This window comes from Bordetella hinzii LMG 13501 (genome assembly GCF_001548475.1).
Classification (GTDB): Bacteria; Pseudomonadota; Gammaproteobacteria; order Burkholderiales; family Burkholderiaceae_B; genus Bordetella; species Bordetella hinzii.
Genome location: NZ_LRUJ01000006.1, coordinates 1 through 23,900 on the forward strand (window position 1 = coordinate 1; position 23,900 = coordinate 23,900).

Below are 23,900 nucleotides of genomic sequence, written 5' to 3' on the forward strand. Positions count from 1 at the left end.
GGCGGCGCGGCCCAGCCGCCAGCCGCCGCGCCGCCGGGGGCGGGGCGCCAGGACACGCGCGCCGCCATGGCGGCGGGTGTCGGGGTGCTGGGCCTGTCCGGCGCGCTGGGCATGGCCGGCTCGGTGGTGTTCAATTCCAAAACCAATACGTGGGAGCCCAAGGCCCGCCGCAAGACCGGACTGCGCGTGAGCCGCAAGGACACGCCGATGGAGGAGGCGCAGGCCCTTAGTGAGGATGAATGATCCGATAGTCGCCGCGCAGGTCAAGCGCGCGGATCTGGCATGGTGGTCGGCGCTGTCGCCGTCGGCCGATCGCCAGGCCTTCCTGGACGCCTGGCTGGCCTTGCAGGCCGGCCAGCTCGCGGGCGTGCGTCATGGCGCCCTCGTGCTGGGCGAACCGGACACGGGCCCGTTCGAGGCCGTGGCCGAGACGCCGCCGGGTAGCCGCCCGGGGCCTGCCTTCTATGGCGTGGTCGATGATTGTCTGCAGGGCAGGGAGGTGGCGGTGGCGCTGGATGGCAAGCACCTGGTGGTGGCCTATCCGGTCATCCTGGGCGGCCGCCTGCATGGCGTGGCCGCCTTCGAGACCGCGCCGCAGCCGCCCGAGCCGGCGGTGCAGGCCCTGCGCTGGGGCGCGGGCGTGCTGGAAGCCTGGCTGCTGCAGGAAGAGCGCGGCGACAGCGCCCAGACCATCGAGCGCCTGATGTATGTGGTCAACAGCGTCGCCCGGGCCCTGAAAGAAGGCCGTTTCAAGGATGTGGCGCTGACGCTGGCGACCGACCTGGCCACCCGTCTGGGCTGCGACCGCGTGAGCATCGGCTTCCGGCAGGACGGGCGCATCAAGGTGCATGCGCTGTCGCACAGCAGCCGCCTGGTGCAGAACATGAACCTGGTGCAGGCGGTGGCCGAGGCCATGGACGAGGCCATCGACCAGAACACCACGCTCTGCCTGCCCCAGGACGAGGGGCGCACCATCCAGCTGCGCGCCCACCAGAAGCTGGCGCGCGAGTTCGGCAACCGCCATGTGCTGACCGTGCCCTTCGCGCCCGAGGGCCAGGCGCGGGGCGCCCTGCTGTTCGAGCGCCCCGACAACCAGGCCTTTGACCGCCAGAGCGTCGAACTGTGCCAGAGCGTGGCGCTCCTGGCCGGCCGCGTGCTCTACCAGCGGCTGCAGCAGGAGCGGCCGCTGTGGCGCAAGGGCCGCGATGCCCTCTTGCAGGAGGCCGGCCGGCTCTTCGGCGCCCGGTATATCGGCCGCAAGCTGCTGGTGCTGGCCGTGCTGGCCGTGGCGTTGTTCGGCGCCTTGGCCCATGGTCCTTACCGCGTGGGGGCGACCGCCACGGTGCAGGGCGTGGTGCAGCGCGTGGTCGCCGCGCCGTTTGACGGTTATATCGCCGAGGCGGCGCATCGCGCCGGCGACGAAGTCAAGGCCGGCGAGGTGCTCGCCGCGCTCGATACCCGCGAGACCGAACTCGAATTGCTGCGCGCCGGCAACCTGGAAGTGCAATACCGCCGCCAGGCCGAAGAGGCCATGGCGCGCGGCGACAACGCCGCGGCCGCCATCGCCCAGGCCCAGGCCCGCCAGGCCATGGCCCAGATCCAGTTCTATCGCGAGCAGATCCAGCGCTCCAGCCTGCGCGCGCCGTTTGACGGCATCCTCGTGAGCGGGGACCTCAGCCAGCAGCTGGGCGAGTCCGTCAAGCGCGGCCAGGAGCTTTTCAAGATTTCGCCGCTTGATGGCTACCGCCTCTGGCTGGACGTGGAAGACCGGCAGATCGACGATGTGGCCTTGGGGCAGACAGGACGTGTCGCCCTGGCCGCCATGCCGGACCGCCAGATCCCGTTCACGGTCACGCGCATTGTGCCGCTGGCCCAGGTGCAGGAGGGCAAGACCGTCTTCCGGCTGGAGGCCAGCCTCGACGGCCAGGCCCTGTCCGTGCTGCGGCCCGGCATGGAGGGCGTAGGGCGCATCGACATCGGCGAACGCCGCTATGCCTGGATCTGGACCCATGGCTTCGTGGACTGGCTGCGCCTGAAGTGGTGGGCCTGGTTCGGATAGGACGCAGCACATGGCAGTCACCGCTCTCTACAGCAATTCCTGGCATCGCGTCAGCACGCTGCGCCCGCGCCTGCGTTCGCATATCCATATCCACCGCCATACCTACCGGGGCCAGATCTGGTATGTGATGCAGGACCACAGCAATGGCGAGTTCCACCGCTATACGCCCGAGGCCAATCTGCTGATCAGTCTCATGGACGGGCGGCGCAGCGTGCAGCAGATCTGGGAGATCGCCTGTGCCCAGCTCGAGGACGACGCCATGCCGCAGGATGAGGTCATCCGCCTGATGGCCCAGTTGCACCGGGCCGACGTGCTGGTCACCGACCGGGCGCCCGATGTGCGCGACCTGGTGCAGCGGCGGCGGCGCCAGCGCGCGCAGAAGATCAAGCAGTACATCGGCAATCCCAGCGCGCTGAAGCTGCCCCTGGTCGATCCCGACCGCTGGCTGAGCGCCGGGCTGCCGTACTATCGCTGGCTGTTCACCTGGGTGGGCGGCCTGCTGTGGCTGGCCGTGGTGCTCTATGGCGCCTCGCTGGGCGCCATGAACTGGAAAGCCCTGACGCACAATGTCTGGGACCAGGTGTTCTCGGCTGGCAATGTGCTGGCCATGGCCCTGGTGTATCCGGTGGTCAAGGCCATCCACGAGCTGGGCCATGCCTGCGCGGTCAAGTCGCGCGGCGGCGAAGTGCACGAGATCGGCGTGATGTTCCTGCTGCTGGTGCCCATTCCCTATGTGGACGCCTCGGCGGCGGCCGGTTTCGCCGACAAGCGCTGGCGCATGCTGGTGGGGGCGGCCGGCATCCTGGTCGAACTCTTTCTCGCCGCCCTGGCCATGATCGCCTGGACGCAGCTCGAGCCCGGCCTGGGCCGCTCGCTGGCCTACAACGTCATCATCCTGTGCGGGGTGTCCACGCTCTTCATGAACGGCAACCCGCTGTTGCGCTACGACGGTTATTACGTGCTGGCCGATGCCATCGAGATCCCCAACCTCGGCCAGCGCGCCAATGCCTGGCTGGGCTATCTGTTCAAGCGCCATGTGCTGGGGCTGGCCGCCGTGGAGGCGCCGCGCGCCACCCGGGGCGAGCAATGGTGGTTCGTGGGTTATGCGCTGCTGTCCTTCGTCTACCGCATGTTCATCATGTTCCTGGCCATTTTCCTCGTGGCGGGACAGTTCTTTTTCTTCGGGGTGCTGTTGGCCTGCTGGGCCATCCTGAACACCATCGTCATGCCGCTGTGGCGCCTGGCGCGCCATCTTTTCACCGATCCGCAAATCCAGGCGCGCCGGGGGCGTTCCTACCTGATCACCGCGCTGTGCGTGCTGGCCGCCGCCGGCCTGGTGGGTCTTTTGCCGATGCCGTCCTCGACCGATACCGAGGGGGTGGTCTGGGTGCCGCCGACGGCGCAGGTGCGCGCGCCGGTGGCCGGTTTCGTGCGCGAGCGCCAGGCGGCCGACGATGCGCCGGTCGCCGCCGGCACGCCGCTCTTGCTGCTCGAGAACGATGAGTTGCAGCGGCGCGATGCCATGCTGGCCGCCCAGGTCGATGAGTACCAGGCGCGCTATGTGCAGGCCTATGCCCAGAACCAGGTGCAGGCGGCCATCGCGCGCCACCAGTGGCAAAGCCTGCTGACCGAGCGGCGCGCCATCGCCGACCAAGTGCAGTCGCAACAGGTGCGCAGCCAGCACGCCGGGCGATATGTGTCGGCCCAGCCCGAGGACATGACCGGGCGCTACGTCCAGCGCGGCGAACTGCTGGGCTACGTGCTGACCGAGGCCGAGACGGTGCGGGTGGTGGTGCCGCAATCCAGCCTGGAGCGCATCCACCGCTCGCTGGACGGCCTGCGGGTGCGCCTGGTGCAGGACCCGGGCCGCGAGTTTGCCGCCCGCATCGCGCGCGAAGTGCCGGCGGCCACCGATGAGCTGCCCAGCCTGGCCTTGAGCCTGCAGGGCGGCGGCAGCATCGGGGTGGATCCGCGCAAATCGCAGGAGGGGCGGGCCAAGTCGGCCGAGAATCTCTTTGTCATGGATTTGCTGCTGCCCGAGGATGCGCCGCGCGCCTACCTCGGCGCGCGCGTCTATGTGAAGTTTTCCCATGAGCCCCGGCCGCTGGCCTTGCAGGCCTATGATGCCGTGCGCCAGATGGTGCTGCGCCAGCTGAAGCTCTGAGATGGACAGTTTCGCCGCCCTCTCGCCCGATCCGCTCTATCCCGAAAAGGAGAGCGAGCGGCATGCCAACAAGCTGGAGGCCTGGGGCACGGGCGTCTTGCGCTGGCTGTCGCGCAAGCGGCGCCAGCCGCTATGGCGTACGCGGCGCATCCTGGCGCGGGTGCACCGCGAGGCCGCGCGGCTGGCCGGCCTGGACCTGGCCGGCGTGCGCGCCCAGGCCGACGAAGTCGCCTTCGACCTGCGCTGCCACGGCATCACGCCGGCCAGCGCGGCGCGCGCGTTCGCGCTGGTGCGCCAGGCCGGCAGACTGGCGCTGGGCAAGGCGCATTTCGACGTGCAGCTGCTGGGCGGCTGGGCCATGCTGCAAGGCATGGTGGCCGAGATGAACACCGGCGAAGGCAAGACGCTGACGGCGACCTTGCCCGCGGCCACGGCGGCCTTGGCCGGCCTGCCCGTGCATGTCATCACCACCAATGACTACCTGGTCGAGCGCGACGCCGAGATCATGGCGCCGCTCTATGAGGCGCTGGGCCTGAGCGTGGCCTGGGTCAGCATGGAGATGAGCCCGCAGGCCAGGCGCGACGCCTACCAGGCCGATATCGTCTATTGTTCCAACAAGACCCTGGTCTTCGATTATCTGCGCGATCTCATCGTGCTGGACGATGACCGCGACGAGGACCGTCTGCGCCTGGAGCGCCTGCGCGGCGCGGACGGGCGCCTGCGGCAGCTGTTCCTGCGCGGTCTGTGCTTCGCCATCGTGGACGAGGCCGACAGCGTGCTGGTCGACGAGGCGCGCACTCCGCTCATCATCTCCGGCGTGCAAGAAGAGGACGGCAGCGCGGTGACCGCACAGGCCATGGCGCTTGCCGCCGCCATGCAGGCGCCGCATTACCGCATCCAGCCCGCGGAGCGGCGCGCCGTGCTCACCGAGGCCGGACGCGAATATCTGCGCCAGGCCTGCGCGGCCCTGCCGGCGCCCTGGAGCATTCCCTTCCGGCGCGAAGAACTCATCCTCAGCGCGCTGACCGTGCTGCACCTGTACAAGCGGGACGAGCAATACATCGTGCGCGACGGCAAGGTCATGGTGGTGGATGAGTTCACCGGGCGGGTGATGCCGGACCGCTCCTGGGGCCAGGGCGTGCACCAGATGATCGAGCACAAGGAGGGGCTGGATCTCAGCGATCCGCGCGCCACCTTGAAAAGCATCAGCTACCAGCGCTTCTTCAAGCACTACCTCCTGCTGGCCGGCATGACGGGCACGGCGGCCGAGATCCGCGCGGAGCTGGGCCGCGTCTACAACCTGCCGGTGGTGCGCATCCCCACCCACCGCAAGTCGCGCCGGCTGCACGCGCCGGACAGCGTGCATCGGACCATGGCGGACAAGTGGGCGGCCGTGCGCGAGCGCTGCCGCGAGCTGCATGCGCGCGGTGTGCCGGTGCTGATCGGCACGCGCTCGGTGGCGGCTTCCGAGGAAGTGGCCCGGGTGCTGGCCGAGGCGCGGCTGCCCGCCGTGGTGCTCAATGCCAAGCAGGATGCCGACGAGGCCGCGCTCATCGCGCGCGCCGGCGAGATCGGCAGCATCATGATCGCCACCAATATGGCGGGCCGCGGCACGGACATCCCGCTGTCGGAGGCCGCGCGCGCGGCGGGCGGCCTGCATGTCATCCTGACCGAGCGGCATGAGTCGGCCCGCATCGACCGCCAGCTGGAAGGCCGCAGCGGCCGCCAGGGCGATCCCGGCCATGCCGAGGCCATCCTCTCGCTGGAAGACGCCGTGCTCGACAGCGTCAAGGACAGCCTGTGGGCGCGGCCGGTCGGCGCGCTATTGGCCGCGCAAGGCCCGGGCTGGCGGCGCCTGGCCGCTCATTGGCTGCGCCATGCCCAGGCGCGCACCGAAAGAAAACTGGCCCGCGAACGACGCCAAATGGTGGCCGCGGACGAAGAACTCGAAAATTCCCTGTCGTTTTCCGGACAGGGCGACTGAGACCCATCATGAAGATCTCCACGCTAGTCCGTTCCGCCTGCCTGGCTTGCCTGGCCAACGCCGCCCTGGCCCAGGGCCTGCCGCCCGATGCCACGCTGCCGCCGCTGACCGGGGCGGCGCCCCAGGACAGCCTGGGCCATCCCATGGCCTGCCTGATCGAGCCTTTCCAGGTTTCGGAACTGGGCAGCCCTTCGGCCGGCGTGCTTGAGCGGGTGCTGGTGCAGCGCGGCGACACGGTCAAGAAAGGCCAGGTCGTGGCCGAGCTGAACACCCATGTCGATGAAGCCACGCTGGGCCTGCGCCGCGCCGAGGCGGCCTACCTGAGCCGGGTGGTGGACCGCAATGCCGATCTCTACAAGCGCAAGCTGCTGCCGGCCGGCGACTACGACGAGATGAGCTCGCGCAGCCGCCAGGCGCAATTGCAAGTGGCCCTGCAGCAGGCCATCCTGGCTGAACGCAGCATCAAGAGCCCGTTTGACGGCGTGGTGGCCGAGCGCTATGCCGGTCCGGGCGACCGCGTCAACGACAACAAGATCGTCAAGCTGGCGCAGATCGACCCCCTGGTGGTCAAGGTGGTCGTGCCCGAGGGACTGTACGGACAGATCAAGCACGAGGCCGAAGCCCAGGTCAACGTCAACCCGGCTATCAGCGGGCAGGCGCTCAAGGCCAAGGTCTGGCGCATCGACCGGGTGATGGACGCGGCCAGCGGCACGTTCACGGTCCTGCTCACCATCCCCAACAAAGACCACGCCATACCGGCCGGGATACGCTGCTCGATCCGTTTTTGAAGCCGGGGCGCCGCGGGGTTGTGCGACCCCGCATCCAGTAGTTGCGGATACTTACAGGCAGGCTTGCTAGACTTTTTTTCCCGTCCGCCCGCCGCAAGCCGCATGAAGACCCTGGCCCTGCTGATGCGTGCCTACTACGCCGTGCTCGACCCCTTGATCGTGCGGCGGCGCCAAACCGCGCGCCTGCGCCTCTGGGGGCAGCCGCCCGCGCCCCTGGCACTGAGCCTGCAGGCGGAGCAGGCGCGGGGGCGGGGGGCGGCGCAGGCGCTGGCGCGCATGCGGCGCGTGGCGCGGCGCTATGACATGCAGCAGCGTGGCCGCGGCGCCACGCCCATGATGCTGGACTTGCGCGCCTGCGGCGATGGCCAGGGCCTGGAGCGCCTGTTGCGCGGCCTGTCTTCGCGCAATCTTTCCAAGATCCGGCGCGCCGAACGGCTGGGGTATCGCGTGCGTCCGTTCGTGTTGGCCAACCATGTCCACGATGTGCATGCCGTCAAGACATCGATGGCCGTGCGCAGCGGCGGGCCGGTGCTGGCGCGCTGGCTGCTGCGCCCCGCGCACGTCGGCCGGCAGGCCGCGCGGCGCCAGCCCTGGCAGCCGCCTGCCTGCGACACGCACTGGACACTATGGTGGGGGGTCTTCATCGATGCGCCGGGGCATTGCAATGGCCCGCTTCGGACCGGCGAGCGCCTGGTGGCCTATACCAAACTGGCGCGCAGCGGCGAACTGGTCCACTATCTCGACCTCATGGGCCACCGCGACTATCTGGCCGATGGCGTCATGCTGCTGATGCATGCGCGCATCGCGCAGTGGCTGTTGAGCGCGGCCACGCCGCCGGCCCGCGGGGCGCGCGCCATCTGGTATGGCGCGCTCGAGCACGGCACAGAGGGCCTGCTGACCTGGAAGCGCCGCGCCGGCTTCGTGCCCGCCCGCGTGCGCCTGGGGGACTGAAGGCGTTCAGCCAGGGGTCTGCACGCCGTGCAGGAACATGTCCACGAAGCGGTCCATGATCTCCCGCGCGCTTTTGCCGCCGCCGGGGCGGTACCAGCGCGAGAGCTGGTTCAGCGATGAAAGCAGAAATTTGCTGGCCAGGCTGACGTCGGTGTCGGCCCGGAACTGTCCACCACGCACCCCGTCGCGCAACACATCCTTGAGCAAGGTCTCGTAGGCATCCCGCCAGGTGAGCACCAGGGCCCGGTGTTCGGGGCTTTCCGCGGTCCAGAACAACTGGGACCCCGACATCCAGCTGTCGTGGTGCCGTTCGTAATACTCGACCGAGGCGCGCATGAAGGCATAGAGCCGTTCGCGCGGGTCGTCGCCCGCGGCCTGCATGCCGGCCCGCACCTCATTGAACAAATGCTCCATGCCGGCCGCGATCAGGCTGCGGTAGAGCGTGTCTTTGTCCGGAAAGTGATGGTAGAGGGCGGCTTTGGAGACCCCGACCTCGGCGGCGATCATGTTCAGCGACGTGCCGCGGTAGCCGTGGCGGGCGATCAGGCGCCGCGCGGCATGGATGATCTGGTCGTAGCGTCCGGGGTCGCGCGAGGTCATGGAGGGGCCCTGTAGAAGAAGACGGGGTGATGATAAGGGAATCCACCGGGATTGAATTTCCCCGGCGATCAGGTCTATTCTTAGAACCAACCGACCGGTCGGTAAGTTTCCAAGCATAAGGAAAGGCCGGGCGGCGAGACAAGTTTTGCAGCGACAAAACCCCGACATAGGTGGAGACAAGCATGCGCAGCGGACTTCTGATCCCGCTGGCGCTGGCGGCGGCCGCGCAGTTCGCGGCGCCGGCCGGGGCCGCGGACGGCGGGTTTCCCGATCACGCCTTGCGGCTCATCGTGCCTTTCGCGCCGGGCGGAGGCGCCGACGCCAATGCGCGCCGCATCGCCGAGCCCTGGGGCAAGGCGCTGGGCCGGCCGGTCGTGGTGGAGAACCGGCCTGGCGGCGGCGGCACCTTGGGCGCCGGCCATGTGGCGCAGTCGCCGCCCGACGGCTACACCCTGCTGTACACCACGCCGGGCCAGCAGATGACCGCCCCCTTTCTGTTCAAGCATTTGAGCTATGACCCTACGCGCGACCTCGTGCCGGTAGGGCGGGTGAGCGAGGGCGCCAATGTGCTGGTGGTAAGCAACAGCCTGCCGGTGCACAGCGTGGCTGAGCTGATCGCCTACGCCCGCGCGCATCCCGGCAAGCTGGGCTTCGCCAGCTCCGGCGTCGCCTCGACCAGTCATCTTGCCGGCGAGCTCTTCCGCCAGGCCGCGGGCGTGGATATTTTCCATGTGCCCTATCGCGGCACCGGGCCGGCGCAGAACGACCTGATCGGCGGGCAGGTGCCCATGACCATAGACACGCTGTCGGTCTATCTGCCGCTCATCCAGGCCGGCAAGGTCCGCGCCCTGGGCGTGTCCTCGCTGGCGCGCAGCGAGGCCGCGCCGCAGGTGCCGGCCATCGCGGAGACCTTGCCCGGCTTCGAGGCGGTGCCGGTCAACTACATCACCGCGCCGGCGGGCACGCCGCCGGCCATCATCGAAAGGCTCAACACCAGCTTGAACAGCGTTCTGCGCGACCCGGCGGTCAAGGCGGGTTTTGCGCAAGGCACTACGCTGGTGGGCAGTTCCCCCGCCGAAATGGCCCGCCTGGTCGAGAGCGAACAACACAAATGGCGCGCGCTTATCGAGCGCGCCGGCATAAAAGCCGAATAAAGGAGAGGAGACAAATGATGAAACGACTTCTGGCCGCCTGCGCCGTGGCCATGTGCGGGCTGGGCAGCGCCCAGGCTTTCCCCGAGCATGCGGTGACCATCGTGGTGCCCTATGCGCCGGGAGGGGTGACGGACCTCTATGGCCGCGCCATCGGCGAGTTCCTGGGCCGGCGCTGGAAGGTGCCCGTCATCGTCAAGAACGAGGGCGGGGCGGCGACCATGCTCGGCACGCAGAGCGTGGCGCGCGCCGAGCCGGATGGGCACACGTTGCTGCTCACCAGCTATGCCTATACCTCGAATCCCGTGCTGCGCAAGGATATGAGCTATGGCAAGGACGCCCTGCGCCCGGTGATGCTGCTGGGCAATAGCCGCAACCTGCTGGTGGTGCCGGCCAAGGGCGAGCTGCATACGCTGGACGATGTGCTCGCCAAGGCGCGCAAGTCGCCCGGCAATCTGCGCCTGGCTTCTTCCGGCATGGCCTCCAGCCCCCACATCGCCGCCGAACTGTGGGCCAAGGCCGAGGGCGTGCAGATCACCCATGTGCCCTACCGGGGCACCGGCCCGGCCATGAACGACGTGTTGGGCGGCATGGTCGACGGCATCTTCGACGGACCTTCATCGATGGGCAACGTCGAGGCGGGGCGCTTGCGCGCCATCGCCATCGCCAGCGAGAAGCGCCATCCGGGCGCGCCCGGCGTGCCGACTTTCCGCGAGCTGGGCGTGGACCTGGTCTTCGGCAGCTGGTTCGGTTTCTTCGTGCCCAAGGGCACGCCCGACGCGGTGCTGCAGCAGATCAATGCGGATCTGCGCGCCGCCATCGCGGACCCCGCCACGCGGGCGGCCATCGACAGGACGTCGCTGCTTGTCGAGGGCGGCACGCCCGAGGCTTTCGCCCGGTTCCTGGACTATGAATCGGCCCGCCTGAAGGCCCTGGTCGACAGCGGCGTGGACCTGCAGTGATCTTTCCCTGGAGCGCATGATGAATCTCGAGTGCCTGAAAATTGAGCGCGACGGCCATGTCGCCATCGTTTATCTCGACCGCCCGCCGGTCAATGCCCAGAACGCGCAGATGCGCGCCGAAATCATCGAAGTCTTCGACAGTTTCAACGATGATGCCGAGGTGCGCTGCGTGATCCTGACCAGCAAGGGCAAGGTGTTCTCCGCCGGCGCCGACGTCTCGGAGCGGCCCGCCATCAAGCAGCGCGGCCCGGGCGCCTATTGGCGTCACAACCGCCTGGTCCGCGAGTCTGCCCTGGCGATCAGCGAATGCGGCAAGCCCGTCATCGCCGCGGTCAATGGCCCCGCCCTGGGCGCCGGTTTCGGCCTCATGGCCGCCTGCGATATCTGGGTGGCGTCCAACAATGCCTATGTGTCCATGCCCGAGATCAATGTCGGCCTGGCCGGCGGCACGGCGCTGCTGCAGCGCGTGTTCGGCCAGTCGCGGGCGCGGCGCATGTTCTTCACCGGCATGAAGGTGTCGGCCGACGAGCTTTACCGCCTGGGCCTGATCGAGGCCAGCCTGCCGCCCGAGGAACTGATGCCCTACGCGCTCACGCTGGCCCATGAAATCGCCGGCAAGGCGCCGATCGCGCTGCGCTATGCCAAGCAGGCCGCCCAGGTGACCGTGGCCATGCCGCCGCGCGAGGGCTATCGCTTCGAGCAGAACATCACGGTGGCGCTGTCGGACACGGAAGATGCGCGCGAGGCCCAGCAGGCCTTCCTGGAAAAACGCCAACCCGTCTACAAGGGACGCTGACATGGCTTTGGAGATCGATGCCCGCCTGCTTGACCTGCCCACGGGCGGCTATGCCGAAAGCGAGGCTGACGCGGCGTTTCGCGCCCAGCTGCGCGACTTCGCCCGCGAATATTGCCCCGTCGAGATCCGCCGCCAGGTGGCCGCGGGCGAGAAGCTCACGCGCGCGGTCTACAGCCGCTGGCAGCGGCGGCTGCATGCACAAGGCTGGGCCGCGCCGGGCTGGCCGCGCGAACATGGCGGCACGGGCTGGACGCTGCGCCAGCGGATGATTTTCGAAGAAGTGATGGCCGACGAGGATTGTCCGCCCCTCTACCATCACGGGCTGGGCCATATCGGGCCGGTCATCATGCGCTTTGGCACGCCGGACCAGAAGGCGGAGTTCCTGCCGCGCATCGTCGATGCCAGCGACTGGTGGTGCCAGGGCTATTCCGAGCCCGGCGCCGGCTCCGACCTCGCCTCGTTGCGCACGCGCGCCGAGCGCGATGGCGACGGCTATGTCATCAACGGCCAGAAGATATGGACCTCGCACGCGCATGAGGCCGACCGCATCTATCTGTTGGCGCGCACCTCGCGCGAAGGCCGCAAGCAGGAGGGCATATCGCTGTTCCTGGTCGATATGGACAGCGCGGGCATCAGCCACCGGCCCATACACACCATCGACGGCTGGCACCATGTCAACGAGGTGTTCTTCGAGAATGTGCGGGTGCCGGCCGCCAGGCTGCTGGGGCCGGAGGGCGGCGGCTGGACCTGCGCCAAATATCTCCTGGAGCGCGAGCGCCTGCCGCCGGCCAGCGTGGCCCGGCTGATGCGGCAGTGGCGCGGCCTGGCGCGCCTGCTGGCGCAGCACAGGGATGCGGCGCGCGACTATGCCGGGCTGGACCGCGAGCTGCTGTCACTGGCCGCGCGCATCAAGAGCGCGCGCGAAATGCTGGCTTCGGCCATCGACGCGATGATGCGCCAGGAGCCGCTGGGCGCGCGTCCCTCGGCCTTGAAACTGGCTTGCAGCCACATCGCGCAGGACATCTCGCGCATCGCTCTCATGGTGCACGGGCCCGTGGGCGCGGCGCGCTTCCTGGACCAGGCGCAGCGGGCGGGCGCCGAGGGGCTGGCGGTGCAGAACTACCTCTTCGCGCGCTCCAAGACCATTGCCGGCGGGACGACCGAAGTCCAGCTCAACGTCATCGCGCGCGCGCTTTTCGGAGTCTGAAGCATGTCGTTCCAACCCAAATTGCTGTTTCCCGGCTTGCTATCGGAAAGCGCCTCGCGCCTGGCCCAGGCCGAGGCTTGTCCGCCTGTGGCGCGCATCCGCGAGCTTGGCTGGAACGCCGTACTGGTGGCCGAGGCGCAGGGAGGCGCCAGCGGCGGGTTCGCCGATCTGGCCGCGATTGTCGAGGGCCTGGCGGGACAGGGCGTGAACCTGCCTGTCATCAGCCGCTGCGGCGTGGTGCCGGCCCTGCTGGCCAAGCTGGCCGGCCAGGCGGACGTGGACCGCTTCCTGATGGACCTGGCCAGCGGCGCGGCGGTGATCGAGCTGGGCAGCGGCCTGGACGATGAGGCCTTGCAGGGCGAGCGCGACGGCCAGGACTGGCGGTTGTCAGGCAGCACGGCGGCGATGTCGCTGGACGAGGATTGCAGCCACGTGCTGCTCGCCGCGCGCACCGGGCAGGGGCCTTTGCTGGCCTGGGCGGCGGCCCGGCGCTTGCGCGACTGCGCGCGGCCCTACCGCTCCATGGACGGGCGGACGCTGCAGGTGTGTGAACTCGAGCGCTTTGCCGTGGATGGCGTGCTGGCGCTCGGCGCGCCGGCGGCGGCGGCCAAGGAGGCCGGCTGGCGCGTGGGGGTGGCGGCCGGCGCGGCCGACACGGTCGCCGCCATGGGGGCGGCCCTGGCCCAGACCATCGCCTACCTGGCGCAGCGCGAACAGTTCGGCCAGGCGCTGGCCGGCTTTCAGGCGCTGCGCCATGAAGTGGCGCGCCTGTACATCCGTTATGAAACGGCCGCCAGCCTCCTGCAGGCCACGCTGCGCTCGCTCGATGCCGCGGACAACACCGCCTTCGATCTGCTGGGCCTGTACATGGGCGAGCAGGCCTTGCCGTTTGCCGAGACGGTGATCCAGCTGCATGGCGGCATGGGCATGACTAGCGAAATGCCGGCCGCCCGCCTGGCCACCCGCCTGATCGCCAACACCTTGCTCCATACCGATCCGCTGCGACATCGGCGCAGCCTGCATGGCCTGCTGGCCGGGAGTCCCGCATGAACCGCCATCCTCTGTGGCCTTTCTTCGATCCGGCCTCGGTGGCCATCATCGGCGCCTCGACGGATCCCGACAAACTGGGCGGACGCCCTATCCGCTTTCTGCGCGAGGCCGGATACGCCGGCCAGATCTATCCGATCAATCCCAAGGTCGGCGAGGTGCAGGGCCTGAAGGCCTATGCGGCGCTGGCCGATGTGCCCGGTCCGGTCGACCATGCCCTCATCATCGTGCCCGCCGCGGCGGCGGGGGAGGCCTTGCGCGACTGCATCGCCAAGGGCGTGCGCCATGTGCAGGTGCTGAGCTCCGGCTTTGCCGAAGAGGACGAGGCCGGCCGCCAGCGGCAGGCCGCCTTGCTGGCCCTGGCCCGCGAGCACGGCGTGCGCCTGCTGGGCCCCAACTGCCTGGGCATCGTCAGCGTGCGCAACCATTTCCACGCCACCTTCTCGACCGCGCTGGAAGCCCTGTCGCCCCGGCCGGGCGGCATCAGCTTCGCCACGCAGAGCGGCGCCTTCGGATCCTGCGCCTATGCGCAGGCCATCCAGCGCGGCCTGGGCATCGCGCGCATCGTCGCCACCGGCAACGAGGCGGACGTGGACGTGGCGCAGGCCATCGATTTCCTGGCCGAGGATGAGCAGACCCGCGTGATCTGCGCGGCCATCGAAGGCTGCCGCGATGGCGATGTGCTGCGCGGCGCCTTGCGCAAGGCCGCGGCCGCCGGCAAGCCCGTCATTCTCATGAAGGTCGGCGCGTCGTCGCGCGGCCAGCTGGCCGCGGCCACGCACACCGGCGCCATCGCCGGCGACGACCGCGTGTTCGACACCGTGGTGCGCGAGTGCGGCGCCTGGCGGGCGGCGACCATCGAGCAGATGCTCGATATCGCCTATCTGTGCACGCAGTTCTCCATGCCCGCCAACGCGCAGGCGGGCGTGCTCACGGTCTCCGGCGGGATAGGCGTGCTCATGGCCGACGATGCCGAGCGCCACGGCGTGGAGCTGCCGCCGATACCGGCCGAGCTCGCGGCGAGCCTGCGCGCCCAGGTGCCCTTTGCCATCGGCGACAATCCGCTCGATACCACGGCCCAGATCGGCGCGGTCAAGGACGGCATCGCCGGCCTGGCCGGCCTGCTGTTGCGCGGCACGGCCTGGTCCACGCTCTGCCTCTACCTGGCCCAGATTCCTTGCGACGAGCGCCGTTTCGCTCCCATCCTGGCCGCGCTGGCGGCCTTGCGCCGGGAGCATCCCGGCCGGCTGATCGTGCTGGTCGGCCCGCACAGCGAACCGGCGCGCGAACAAGTGGAGGCCGCGGGGCTGGCCATTTTCGCCGATCCCGGCCGGGCCATGGCGGCCGTGGGCGCGCTATGTGGCCTGGCGGGGCGCTGGCGCGCGCCCCGTGGCCCCGCGCCCTCGGCGCGGCCGCCCGCGCTGCCCCTGCCCGGGGGGCGCTTCGACGAACTTCGCGCCAAGCAGGTGCTGGCCCATTACGGCCTGCCCATCCTGCCCGAGCGCCTGTGCGCCACGCCGGCCGAGGCGGTGGCCGCGGCCCGCGAGATCGGCTTTCCGGTAGTGGCCAAGATTGCCTCGCCCGACATTGCGCACAAGACCGAGATCGGCGGCGTGATGCTTGGCCTGGGCGATGCGGCGGCCGTCGAGCGCGCCCACGATGCGCTGCTGTCGCGGGCCCGGCAGCATGCCCCCGGGGCGCGGATCAGCGGCGTGCTGGTCGCGCCCATGAGCCGCCCCGGCACGGAGACCATCCTGGGGGTGCATATCGATCCGCTGTTCGGCCCCATGGTGATGTTCGGCCTGGGGGGCGTGGCGGTCGAGCTTTTCCAGGACGTGGCTTTCGCCAGCGCGCCGCTCGATGAGGCCGGCGCCGAGGCGCTCATCGGCGCGGTGCGCGCCTCGCGCCTGCTCAAGGGATGGCGCGGCCAGCCGGCGCTGGACACCGCGGTCCTGCGCCAGGCCTTGATCGGGCTGTCCTATCTGGCCGTGGATTGGCGCGCGGCCCTGCAAGGCATCGACGTCAATCCCTTCGTGATACGGCCCGACGGCGCGGTCTGCCTGGATGCGCTCATCACGCTGAACGAGACGGCGGACTGAGGCCGGCGCGCCCGGAGGACCGCGCGGGCGGGCCCTCGCGGCCCATCTCGGCGAAGTAGCGCGCCGGCGGCTTGCCCAGGGCTTTCTTGAACATGGTGATGAAAGCCGTGACCGAGTCATAGCCCAGGGCGCCGGCGACCTGCTGCACGCTGCGGCCGGCGGCCAGCAGGCGCAGCGCTTCGATGAGATGGATCTGCTGGCGCCAGCGGCCGAAGCTCAGTCCGGTCTCGGCCTGGATGAGACGGGCCAGGGAGCGTTCGCTCATGGCGACCCAGCCCGCCCATTCGGCCAGCGTGCGCCGGTCGGCCGGATGCTCAGCCAGGCGCTGGGCGATCCGGCGCACGCGCGGCTCCTGCGAGACCGGCAGGTGCAGGGTGGCCAGGGGCATCCGCGCCAGCTCTTCGAGGAGGACGGCGGCCTTGCGGTGGCTGGGGCTGTCGGCGGGGTAGTCGGCGGGCTGGGCAGCCATGTCCAGGATGAGTTCGCGCACCAGGGGCGTGATAGCCAGCGTGCAGCAGTGCGCGGGCAGGGCCGCCGCGCCGGGCTGCACGAAGAGATAGGCCAGGCGCGCGTTGGCCGTGGCGCGGATGCTGTGCGGCAGCATGCCCGGGACCCAGACAGCGCAATGCGGCGGCACCATCCATAGGGCGTCGGCCACTTCGCAGATGACCGCGCCGTTCAGGGCCAGCACCAGCTGGCCCTGGCGGTGTTGGTGCACCGGCACTTCGCGCTTGATGTCGGAGACCTCGACCCGCATGCCGACGGCCGGGCCGCGCACGGCGTCCATATCGACATCGCGCAGCGAGTGGGCCAGACCCACCGTGCGCACCGGAAACATAAACATCTTGGCAGGATTCAGCGATTTATTGTCGCCATAGCTTAATCCAGAAAGCCCCGGGGCAGGCTAGGCTGTCGGTTTTCCTGCTTTGAGTCTTTTATGTCGAATCAATCCCGCGGCCTCTGGCTGCTGGCCGGCCTGCTGCTGGTGGCGGCCAATCTGCGCGCGCCGATCACGGCCGTGGCGCCCGTGCTGTCGCTGTTGCAGGGCGAATTCAGCCTGTCGCCGGCCCAGGCGGGGCTGTTGACCACCTTGCCCCTGCTGGCCTTTGGCGCGGTCTCGCCCTTTGCCGGCGCCATCGCCCGCGCCCACGGCCTGGAGCGCACCTTGCTGGCGGCGCTGGCCGTGATCGCGGCCGGCATCCTGCTGCGCTCGGCGGGCCCGGCGGCCGCGCTCTATGCCGGCACGCTGCTGGCCGGCGTGGGGATCGCCCTGGGCAATGTGCTGCTGCCCAGCATCATCAAGCGCGATTTTCCGGCCAAGGTGGCGCCCGTGACCTCGGCCTGCGCCCTGGCCATGGGCGGCGCGGCGGCGCTGGCCTCGGCCAGCGCCGTCCCGCTGGCCCGGCACTGGGGCTGGCCGCTGGCCCTGGGCGTGCTGCTGCTCCTGCCGTTGGCGGCCATGCTGGCCTGGCGGGCGCAGCTGGCCGGCCCCGCGATCAAGGTGCAGGCCGCCGCCGGCCCGGGCGCGCCGGTCTGGCGCAGCCCGCTGGCCTGGCAGCTCACGCTCTTCATGGGCTTGAATTCCACCCTTTACTACGCCACGGTGGCCTGGCTGCCGACCGTCCTGGCCGATGCCGGCTTCTCGCCCTCGGCGGCCGGATCCGTGCATGGCGTGATGCAGCTGGCCAGCGCCTTGCCCGGGCTGGTGCTCGCGCCGCTGGTCGCCCGCTGCAAGGACCAGAAAGCGCTGGCGGCCGGCAGCGGGCTGCTGATGGCGCTGGCCTTGCTGGGCCTGGCCTGCTGGCCGGCGCTCGCGCCGCTGTGGGCGTTCTGCCTGGGCGCGGGCTCCGGCGCCGGGCTGATCCTGGCCTTGATGTTCATGGGCTTGCGCGCGGCCGATCCGCGCACCGCGGCCGCGCTGTCCGGCATGGCCCAGTGCCTGGGCTATCTGCTGGCCGCCAGCGGCCCTTTGCTGGCGGGCAAGGCCCATGCCTGGTCGCGGGGCTGGGACCGGCCGCTGGCCATCGGCGTGGCGCTATGCCTGGCCGTGGCCGGCTTCGGCGCGCTGGCCGGCCGCGCGCGCCTGTTGGGGCAGGCGGCGGCCCCCGCCGGCGGATCGCGAAGCTAGGGTTCTTCCTGGGACAGTCGAAGGAATAACGTTAGCCTGTTCGATCGTGGGAGGCGCGTCGATGTGTTGCTAGCTAGGTGCTCGCCTTTTTTGGATGAGAAACCGATCAACCGTGCAGTACATCGGCCGGAGACTTGCCTGTCCTTTAACCTGTCCGCTTTCGACCCATCTCGGACTCTCTGTGCCATGCGAACTTCGGACCGGTTTTAGGGGTACAACGGTCGTTCGGGCAGTCAACATGATGAGCGACATAGCGGGAGTGCGGACCTTGCTTACGCGACGTTGGTATCGCCAATAGCTGCAATTCGCACCGTCATCCCACTGAGTACGGTGCACCGCATGTTAATCGTCATGCTGCTCAAGCAGTCTTACCCGCTCGATGAGGCTCATCATCAGATTGTCGGCCACGTCATTCTTGACGTTATGCCTGGCATGGGGTTGCGGAGCTACAACGAGCGCTATTTCCGATACCGATAGAAATTGCGCATAGTTACTTGCTGTGGCGGCTTTGGCGCCCTGACATGCTTCCTTCCCGAGATTGGACGCCAACAGGCCGCAGTCGCCGCAAACCACGGCTCGCTCACTGCCATACCGTTTATCAGGCGCGTAGAAGGAGCGGTCCGACAAAAGAAAGATCCAGTCGCCCTTGTTGGATTTGCGCACTGTTTGTCGTTTCGTCCGGTCGCAGGACGGACACCGCCAAGATTCCTCCACCGCGCTCCAATGCTGGTTGAAGGAGAACTTCGCGAGATAGGCCACGTCTTCGGGACGGGGCCCCGCCCGCAGGCCTTTATGCTTGACGCGTCGCCATGCACTCAGATCCTGGGTTGGTGATCGCCGCTTGTTGCCCGTCAGCTCATAGAGCGCCCCGGGAACACCATACTGTCTTTGCAAGTACTCGGCTTGGCGGTAAATCGTTTCCGCCCGTTGGCCGTAGGGCAGTTCCTGATACCAATGCGTGTTGGTCGCGGCGATACCGGCGATACGTTTTACAATTTTTAGTCGTAGCGCGAACGTTTCCTCGTTAACTTGCCAGATACGCGCAGCCTCCTCCACGTCGATCTCGTGCGGAACATTGGGTTGGGGCCTCACGAAACGCCTAATCTCCTGAGGGGAAAAGGAGAACTCCTTATGGGTACCCACCGCACCCTTGGCCTTAGGGTCCGCAGCGTTGCAGTCGTCACAGATGATCGCATTGTCGTACGCTGAGATCATCTGCGACGCGCGTGTCGCAAATCGCCTCGCAAACTCGTCAGCGACGATAGTCTTCTGCAATTTACATTGACGCTCGAATTCGTCCTTGACGAGGTCTTTCATGTGATCATGGTGCTCGACTAGCCGACACATCAGATCGCCGTTCGTGTTCAATCGGACGATCTCTGACTTGGTCCGTCCGCAGGCGGGACAGACCCAATCCACGGGGGTACATGCCCACCCGAAAGTCATGTCAACGTTTTCCGCTCCGAAACGCTTGGCCAGTTCGCGCGTCAGCGGGGACATCACGCCATCCAGTGCAATTGATCCGCTTGATATCTGATCAAAAAAGCGCTTCCTTGTCCTATCAGCTGCGATGTCGAGATTCTCAAGATCCATTCGATTCCTTAGTCGAGTCAGTCCGCGGTCGTAGTCATGGAATTAACGAACTTATTTTTCCGAAACGCTTCGTGCCATCAGCGGGCATAAAGGTGATCGGGAAAATTAAGCCAGTTTGGGAAAATAGCTTATATTCTCGGCATTCGGAGTAAAGCCCCCTCGCGGCAACCGCAATGAGATCGCACCGAATTCGTGCGACTCGGCTGAGGCCGCCACAAGAACACCGCTGAGAACCGTATGACCGACGTTTACGATGTGCAAAGCAAGCGAGGTTCGATCTGGCATCGCTGGGACCCCCACATCCATACACCCGGCACCGCTTTGAACGACCAGTATGCCGGCACAGATCCATGGGAAGCGTTTCTCGGCGCCATTGAAGCCTCAAGCCCACCCATTCGCGCCCTAGGCATCACCGACTATTTTAGTATCGAGCGTTACGAACAGGTTGTGGGGGAGAAGCGCCGCGGCCGTATGCCTGGTGTGGGTCTGATCTTCCCTAATGTCGAGCTGCGCCTGGGCATCGAAACCGCAAAGGCTTCGGCGGTCAACATCCACCTGCTCTTCTCGCCGCAGGATACCGACCATGTCGAGCGCATCAAGCGCTTCCTCCTCGAGTTCGAGTTCTCCTATCTGGGGGAGTCCTATCGTTGCCAGCGCAGCGACCTCATCCGTCTAGGCCGAGCCCACAATCCGACACTGACTGACGACGAGGCGGCGCGATCCGAAGGCGCCAACCAGTTCAAGGTGAACTTCGACCAGCTCAGACAGGCATTGGCAAAAAACGAATGGATAAAGAAGAACGCCCTGATCGCCGTGGCCGGCGGAGAAAAGGACGGCACGTCGGGTCTGCGGGATGCAACAGCGTCATTCGCTGCGCAGAGAAAAAACGTCGAGGGCCTGGCGCATATCGTCTTCAGCGCCAATCCCAAACAGATCCGGTTCTGGCTGGGCAAGGAATCTGCTTCGGTCAGCGAGCTCGAAAGCCAGTACAACGGATGTAAGCCCTGCTTGCACGGGTCGGATGCTCATTCGCTCATCAAAGCAGGGCTGCCCGATGGTGACCGCCGCTGCTGGATCAAGGGTGACCTGACGTTCGACTCTTTACGCCAGACCTGCATCGAACCCGAGGAGCGCGTTTTCATCGGAGCAGAGCCACCCCGCGGCGCGCTGGACAGTCACACAATCAACTCCGTGTCCGTGACAAATGCGCCCTGGATTGCAAACGGTGCCGTTGATTTGAACGCGGGATTGGTCGCGGTGATCGGGGCGAGAGGCTCCGGCAAAACCGCGTTGGCCGATCTGATTGCGGCAGGTGGCCTGGCGCTCTCCCCGCATCTGAACGAACGCTCCTTCATCCTTCGCGCCAAGCAGTACCTAGGTGACAGCTACGCCGAATTGCGATGGGCATCAGGTGAGAAGACCGGCAACGAACTCGCTCAAGCCGACATGGAGGACTTGCTGGCCACGCCGTATGTCCAGTACCTATCGCAACAGTTCGTGGATCAACTTTGCTCGGCGGAAGGCCTGAACGACGCGCTCGTCATCGAGATTGAGCGGGTGATCTTCAATGCTCATTCAGCAACGGATCGGCAGGGGGCCGGATCTTTCAAAGAGCTGCTCGACATCCGTCTGGAGGGCTCACGCCAGAAGCGCGAGCGCCAACAAGAGGCGCTGACTAGGGCCTCCACGGATCTCACCGACGAGCGCGTCAAGAAGGACGGTCTCAAGGCGCTGGAGAAAGACAGGGACGAAAGGAAACGCGCGATCGAAAAGGACAAAATCGATCGCAAGTCGCTGGTCGCTAAGGGCAATGAGGAACGTGCGAAACGCCATGAGCAAGTGTCGCTGGCGGTCGATGCTAAACGGCTCCTTGTGGACCAGGCCAAGCGCCGGCATCAAGCACTACTGCATCTGAAGGATGACGTGAGTGACTTCCGGCTCCGACAGGCGCCGTCCCTACTGACCGATCTGAAAGACGAGCGCGAACATGCAGGCCTCAGCGTCGCAGACTGGGAGGCATTCAAACTCGACTACGTGGGCCCAGTCGACTCCCTGCTAACGGAACGAATCAAACAGGCGAACCTGTCAATCGCTTCGTTACAAGGGCCCGCGGAAACCGATCCAGCGGTTCAGGACAATCCTGACCCGTCCGTCGAACTGATTCCCGCACATATGAATCTCGCCGATCAGACGCTTTCCTTGCTTGAGCGGGAATTGGCTCGGTTGCGTAATCTAGTCGGCGTCGACGCACAGAACGCCAAACGCTTCTCGACGTTGTCAGACAAGATTACCAAGGCGGAGGCCGCATGGGCCAAGGTGGTCCAGCAGATCGAGCGCATTCAGGGGGCTGATGAACGGATCCGGGCACTCGTCAATGCTCGACGCACCGCGTACGCCGGCATTTTTGAGGCCATCGTGGAAGAAGAGAATGAGCTCGCGGACCTGTACGCGCCAATCAAAACGCGTATCGATGAAGCCGAAGGGTCGTTATCGAAATTGTCGTTCTCGGTCCGTCGAATCGTCGACCTCGAGCAATGGGCTGCCAAGGGCGAGAGCCTGCTCGACTTGCGTACCAATGGTCCCTTCAAGGGACGCGGCGAACTGCTGCGATCGGCACGCGCGGGGTTGATGGCGGCATGGGAGACGGGAAGCGCGACAGAGGCGGCCACAGCGCTTTTCGACTTTGTCAAGGCCAAGGAAGCCGCACTTAAGACGCATATGCCCGAGAACGCGGACTTCCGCGCATGGGCGCGCAGCATATCGGACTGGCTGTACAGCACCGACCACATTACGGTCGGCTATGGGCTGCAATACGACGGCGTCAATATCGAACAGTTATCGCCCGGTACCCGGGGCATTGTCCTGTTGTTGTTGTACCTCGCTATCGACGCGGAAGACGACAGGCCGCTCATTATCGACCAGCCCGAGGAAAATCTAGACCCGCAATCCATCTTTCAGGAACTGGTGCATCGATTCCGCGATGCCAAGAAACGGCGCCAGATCATTATCGTGACTCACAACGCCAACCTTGTCGTGAATACCGATGCGGATCAAGTGATCGTCGCTCAATGCGGGCCGCACAGGTCTGGTCGGTTGCCGATCATTTCCTACGAGAGTGGCAGCCTCGAAAACCCGCAAATCCGGCAGCATGTCTGTGACATCCTTGAAGGTGGCGAGCGTGCCTTCAAGGAGCGCGCCAGGCGATTGCGGGTGTCCATCTGATCAGAATGACGACAGGTATGGCACCACCCGATATGCATGCCGATTTTGTCGAACTCGGCGCGACGCGAGACACATAACCAAGGCCATTTATTCAGTCGGTGCCGAGAGAAAAGGCAACAAGGCTCCACGTGCCGCCGTTGACCTTCGTACTTTGGATCTTGTTACGTATGCCAGCGCATACCCTTTGGTGACATGGGTCCGTAGTATCCAGTGCGGACGTTCGATGGCACCGTCATGGCCTCACCACCGACGGCTCACGAACAAATCAGCGTAGGCCGCCTGCGTTCAGCCGGACCTACACGCGGCGTGCTCAGCGTCGCTTAATTGAGCTGAATGGCCTTTCGATTGCACGACCATATCGCTGATTGAACGGCCGGACGTGGCCGGCAAGCGACCGCTCGCCGGCCGGGATGCATCAAACCTCGGTTTGCTCTGCCATCTCAAGCGCATCGTCGACCTCGATGCCGAGATAGCGCACTGTGCTTTCCAGCTTCGTATGCCCGAGCAGCAGCTGCACAGCCCGAAGATTCTTCGTCCGGCGGTAGATCAGCGAGGCTTTTGTACGGCGCATAGTGTGGGTGCCATATGCGGTATCGTCGAGGCCAATCGACGCGACCCAGCGATGCACAATCCGGGCGTACTGCCGCGTCGACAGATGCGGTGACGTATGCAAGCGGCTCGGAAACAGAAAATCCGCCGCCTTTAGTCCTCGCGCCTCGATCCATGCTTCAAGGCTCTCACGGGTTTGCTCCGTTATCTCGAATTGAACCGGACGCTGGGTCTTTTGTTGCATGACGGTGGCTCTCGCGGCCACATGGCTTCCGTGACGTATGTCCTGCACCTGCAATCGCGTGAGATCGCACGCTCGAAGCTTGCTATCGATTGCGAGATTGAACATTGCGAGTTCCCGGACGTTGGACGCCATCTTCAGTCTCGTTCGGATTGCCCAAATTTCTCCTAGCTTTAGAGGTGGCTTCTGCCCGGTAAGTTTGCCCTTGTTCCATGGCACACGACGGCCAACGGTGACTTTCGCGGATTCCATGTCAATCTCCTTTCGCGTAAAGGGAGATTCAGTGTGCTCCTACGGAGGGTCGCTATCCGACCCTGAGCGGCCAGTCAGCCCTTCGGCCTTCATGCCTCAAAGGGGTC

The 23,900-nt window shown here is 66.8% G+C and carries 18 protein-coding genes; 14 read left to right on the forward strand and 4 right to left on the reverse strand.

The features are described 5' to 3' along the window. The 6 genes from AXA74_RS24335 to AXA74_RS05590 all read left to right on the forward strand — a co-directional run. A partial coding sequence (locus AXA74_RS24335; protein ID WP_211269876.1) for a hypothetical protein occupies positions 1 to 243 on the forward strand: 243 nt, incomplete at its 5' end. Further along, positions 236 to 2,059, forward strand: coding sequence for an HlyD family efflux transporter periplasmic adaptor subunit (locus AXA74_RS05570; protein WP_029580623.1), 1,824 nt, complete (start codon positions 236 to 238; stop codon positions 2,057 to 2,059). The genes AXA74_RS24335 and AXA74_RS05570, both read left to right, overlap by 8 nt. 10 nt (positions 2,060 to 2,069) lie before the next feature. Continuing rightward, positions 2,070 to 4,223 (forward strand): membrane protein, encoded by a 2,154-nt coding sequence (locus tag AXA74_RS05575; protein ID WP_032979669.1) that lies wholly within the window; start codon positions 2,070 to 2,072, stop codon positions 4,221 to 4,223. 1 nt (position 4,224) lies between these two features. Next, the gene (locus tag AXA74_RS05580; RefSeq protein WP_032979667.1) at positions 4,225 to 6,207 is read left to right on the forward strand and encodes a preprotein translocase subunit SecA; all 1,983 of its coding nucleotides are present in this window, start codon (positions 4,225 to 4,227) and stop codon (positions 6,205 to 6,207) included. Positions 6,208 to 6,215: 8 nt separating this feature from the next. Beyond that, positions 6,216 to 6,995, forward strand: a complete 780-nt coding sequence (locus AXA74_RS05585; protein ID WP_032979665.1) for an efflux RND transporter periplasmic adaptor subunit — start codon at positions 6,216 to 6,218, stop codon at positions 6,993 to 6,995. Between the two features lie 102 nt (positions 6,996 to 7,097). Continuing rightward, a complete protein-coding gene (locus tag AXA74_RS05590; protein ID WP_032979663.1) occupies positions 7,098 to 7,946 on the forward strand; it encodes a hypothetical protein in 849 nt (282 codons plus the stop codon). Between the two features lie 6 nt (positions 7,947 to 7,952). On the opposite strand, the gene AXA74_RS05595 is transcribed toward AXA74_RS05590, so the two are convergent. Continuing rightward, complete coding sequence (locus AXA74_RS05595; RefSeq protein ID WP_029580628.1) at positions 7,953 to 8,546, reverse strand: TetR/AcrR family transcriptional regulator; 594 nt, start codon at positions 8,544 to 8,546, stop codon at positions 7,953 to 7,955. Positions 8,547 to 8,728: 182 nt separating this feature from the next. Here AXA74_RS05595 and AXA74_RS05600 point away from each other — a divergent pair, with 182 nt between their 5' ends. The 6 genes from AXA74_RS05600 to AXA74_RS05625 are packed head-to-tail and all read left to right on the forward strand — an operon-like array spanning position 8,729 to position 15,808. Beyond that, positions 8,729 to 9,700, forward strand: coding sequence for a Bug family tripartite tricarboxylate transporter substrate binding protein (locus AXA74_RS05600; protein WP_032979661.1), 972 nt, complete (start codon positions 8,729 to 8,731; stop codon positions 9,698 to 9,700). Positions 9,701 to 9,714: 14 nt separating this feature from the next. Next, on the forward strand, positions 9,715 to 10,659 hold the full coding sequence (locus AXA74_RS05605) for a Bug family tripartite tricarboxylate transporter substrate binding protein (protein ID WP_029580630.1): 945 nt from the start codon (positions 9,715 to 9,717) through the stop codon (positions 10,657 to 10,659). Positions 10,660 to 10,675: 16 nt separating this feature from the next. Continuing rightward, positions 10,676 to 11,455, forward strand: coding sequence for an enoyl-CoA hydratase/isomerase family protein (locus AXA74_RS05610; RefSeq protein WP_376740352.1), 780 nt, complete (start codon positions 10,676 to 10,678; stop codon positions 11,453 to 11,455). A gap of 1 nt (position 11,456) precedes the next feature. Then, positions 11,457 to 12,662 carry an acyl-CoA dehydrogenase family protein gene (locus AXA74_RS05615; RefSeq protein WP_080700999.1) on the forward strand — a complete coding sequence of 402 codons (1,206 nt, stop codon included), beginning with the start codon at positions 11,457 to 11,459 and terminating at the stop codon, positions 12,660 to 12,662. A 3-nt stretch (positions 12,663 to 12,665) separates the two neighbouring features. Continuing rightward, positions 12,666 to 13,712 (forward strand): acyl-CoA dehydrogenase family protein, encoded by a 1,047-nt coding sequence (locus AXA74_RS24765; protein ID WP_060833141.1) that lies wholly within the window; start codon positions 12,666 to 12,668, stop codon positions 13,710 to 13,712. Further along, on the forward strand, positions 13,709 to 15,808 hold the full coding sequence (locus AXA74_RS05625) for an acetate--CoA ligase family protein (RefSeq protein ID WP_032979659.1): 2,100 nt from the start codon (positions 13,709 to 13,711) through the stop codon (positions 15,806 to 15,808). Before AXA74_RS24765 ends, AXA74_RS05625 begins: the two co-directional genes overlap by 4 nt. Here AXA74_RS05625 and AXA74_RS05630 read toward each other — a convergent pair. Further along, positions 15,783 to 16,652 carry an AraC family transcriptional regulator gene (locus AXA74_RS05630; RefSeq protein ID WP_048940613.1) on the reverse strand — a complete coding sequence of 290 codons (870 nt, stop codon included), beginning with the start codon at positions 16,650 to 16,652 and terminating at the stop codon, positions 15,783 to 15,785. The genes AXA74_RS05625 and AXA74_RS05630 overlap by 26 nt on opposite strands. A 93-nt stretch (positions 16,653 to 16,745) precedes the next feature. Here AXA74_RS05630 and AXA74_RS05635 point away from each other — a divergent pair, with 93 nt between their 5' ends. Next, positions 16,746 to 17,936, forward strand: a complete 1,191-nt coding sequence (locus AXA74_RS05635) for an MFS transporter (RefSeq protein ID WP_032979657.1) — start codon at positions 16,746 to 16,748, stop codon at positions 17,934 to 17,936. Positions 17,937 to 18,278: 342 nt separating this feature from the next. Here AXA74_RS05635 and AXA74_RS05640 read toward each other — a convergent pair whose 3' ends face one another. Then, complete coding sequence (locus tag AXA74_RS05640) at positions 18,279 to 19,529, reverse strand: hypothetical protein (RefSeq protein WP_032979656.1); 1,251 nt, start codon at positions 19,527 to 19,529, stop codon at positions 18,279 to 18,281. Between the two features lie 237 nt (positions 19,530 to 19,766). On the opposite strand from AXA74_RS05640, the gene AXA74_RS05645 reads away from it, so the two are divergent. Beyond that, the gene (locus AXA74_RS05645; RefSeq protein ID WP_032979655.1) at positions 19,767 to 22,751 is read left to right on the forward strand and encodes a TrlF family AAA-like ATPase; all 2,985 of its coding nucleotides are present in this window, start codon (positions 19,767 to 19,769) and stop codon (positions 22,749 to 22,751) included. A 415-nt stretch (positions 22,752 to 23,166) separates the two neighbouring features. On the opposite strand, the gene AXA74_RS05650 is transcribed toward AXA74_RS05645, so the two are convergent. Beyond that, positions 23,167 to 23,793, reverse strand: coding sequence for a tyrosine-type recombinase/integrase (locus tag AXA74_RS05650; RefSeq protein ID WP_032979654.1), 627 nt, complete (start codon positions 23,791 to 23,793; stop codon positions 23,167 to 23,169). Positions 23,794 to 23,900: the final 107 nt, after the last annotated feature.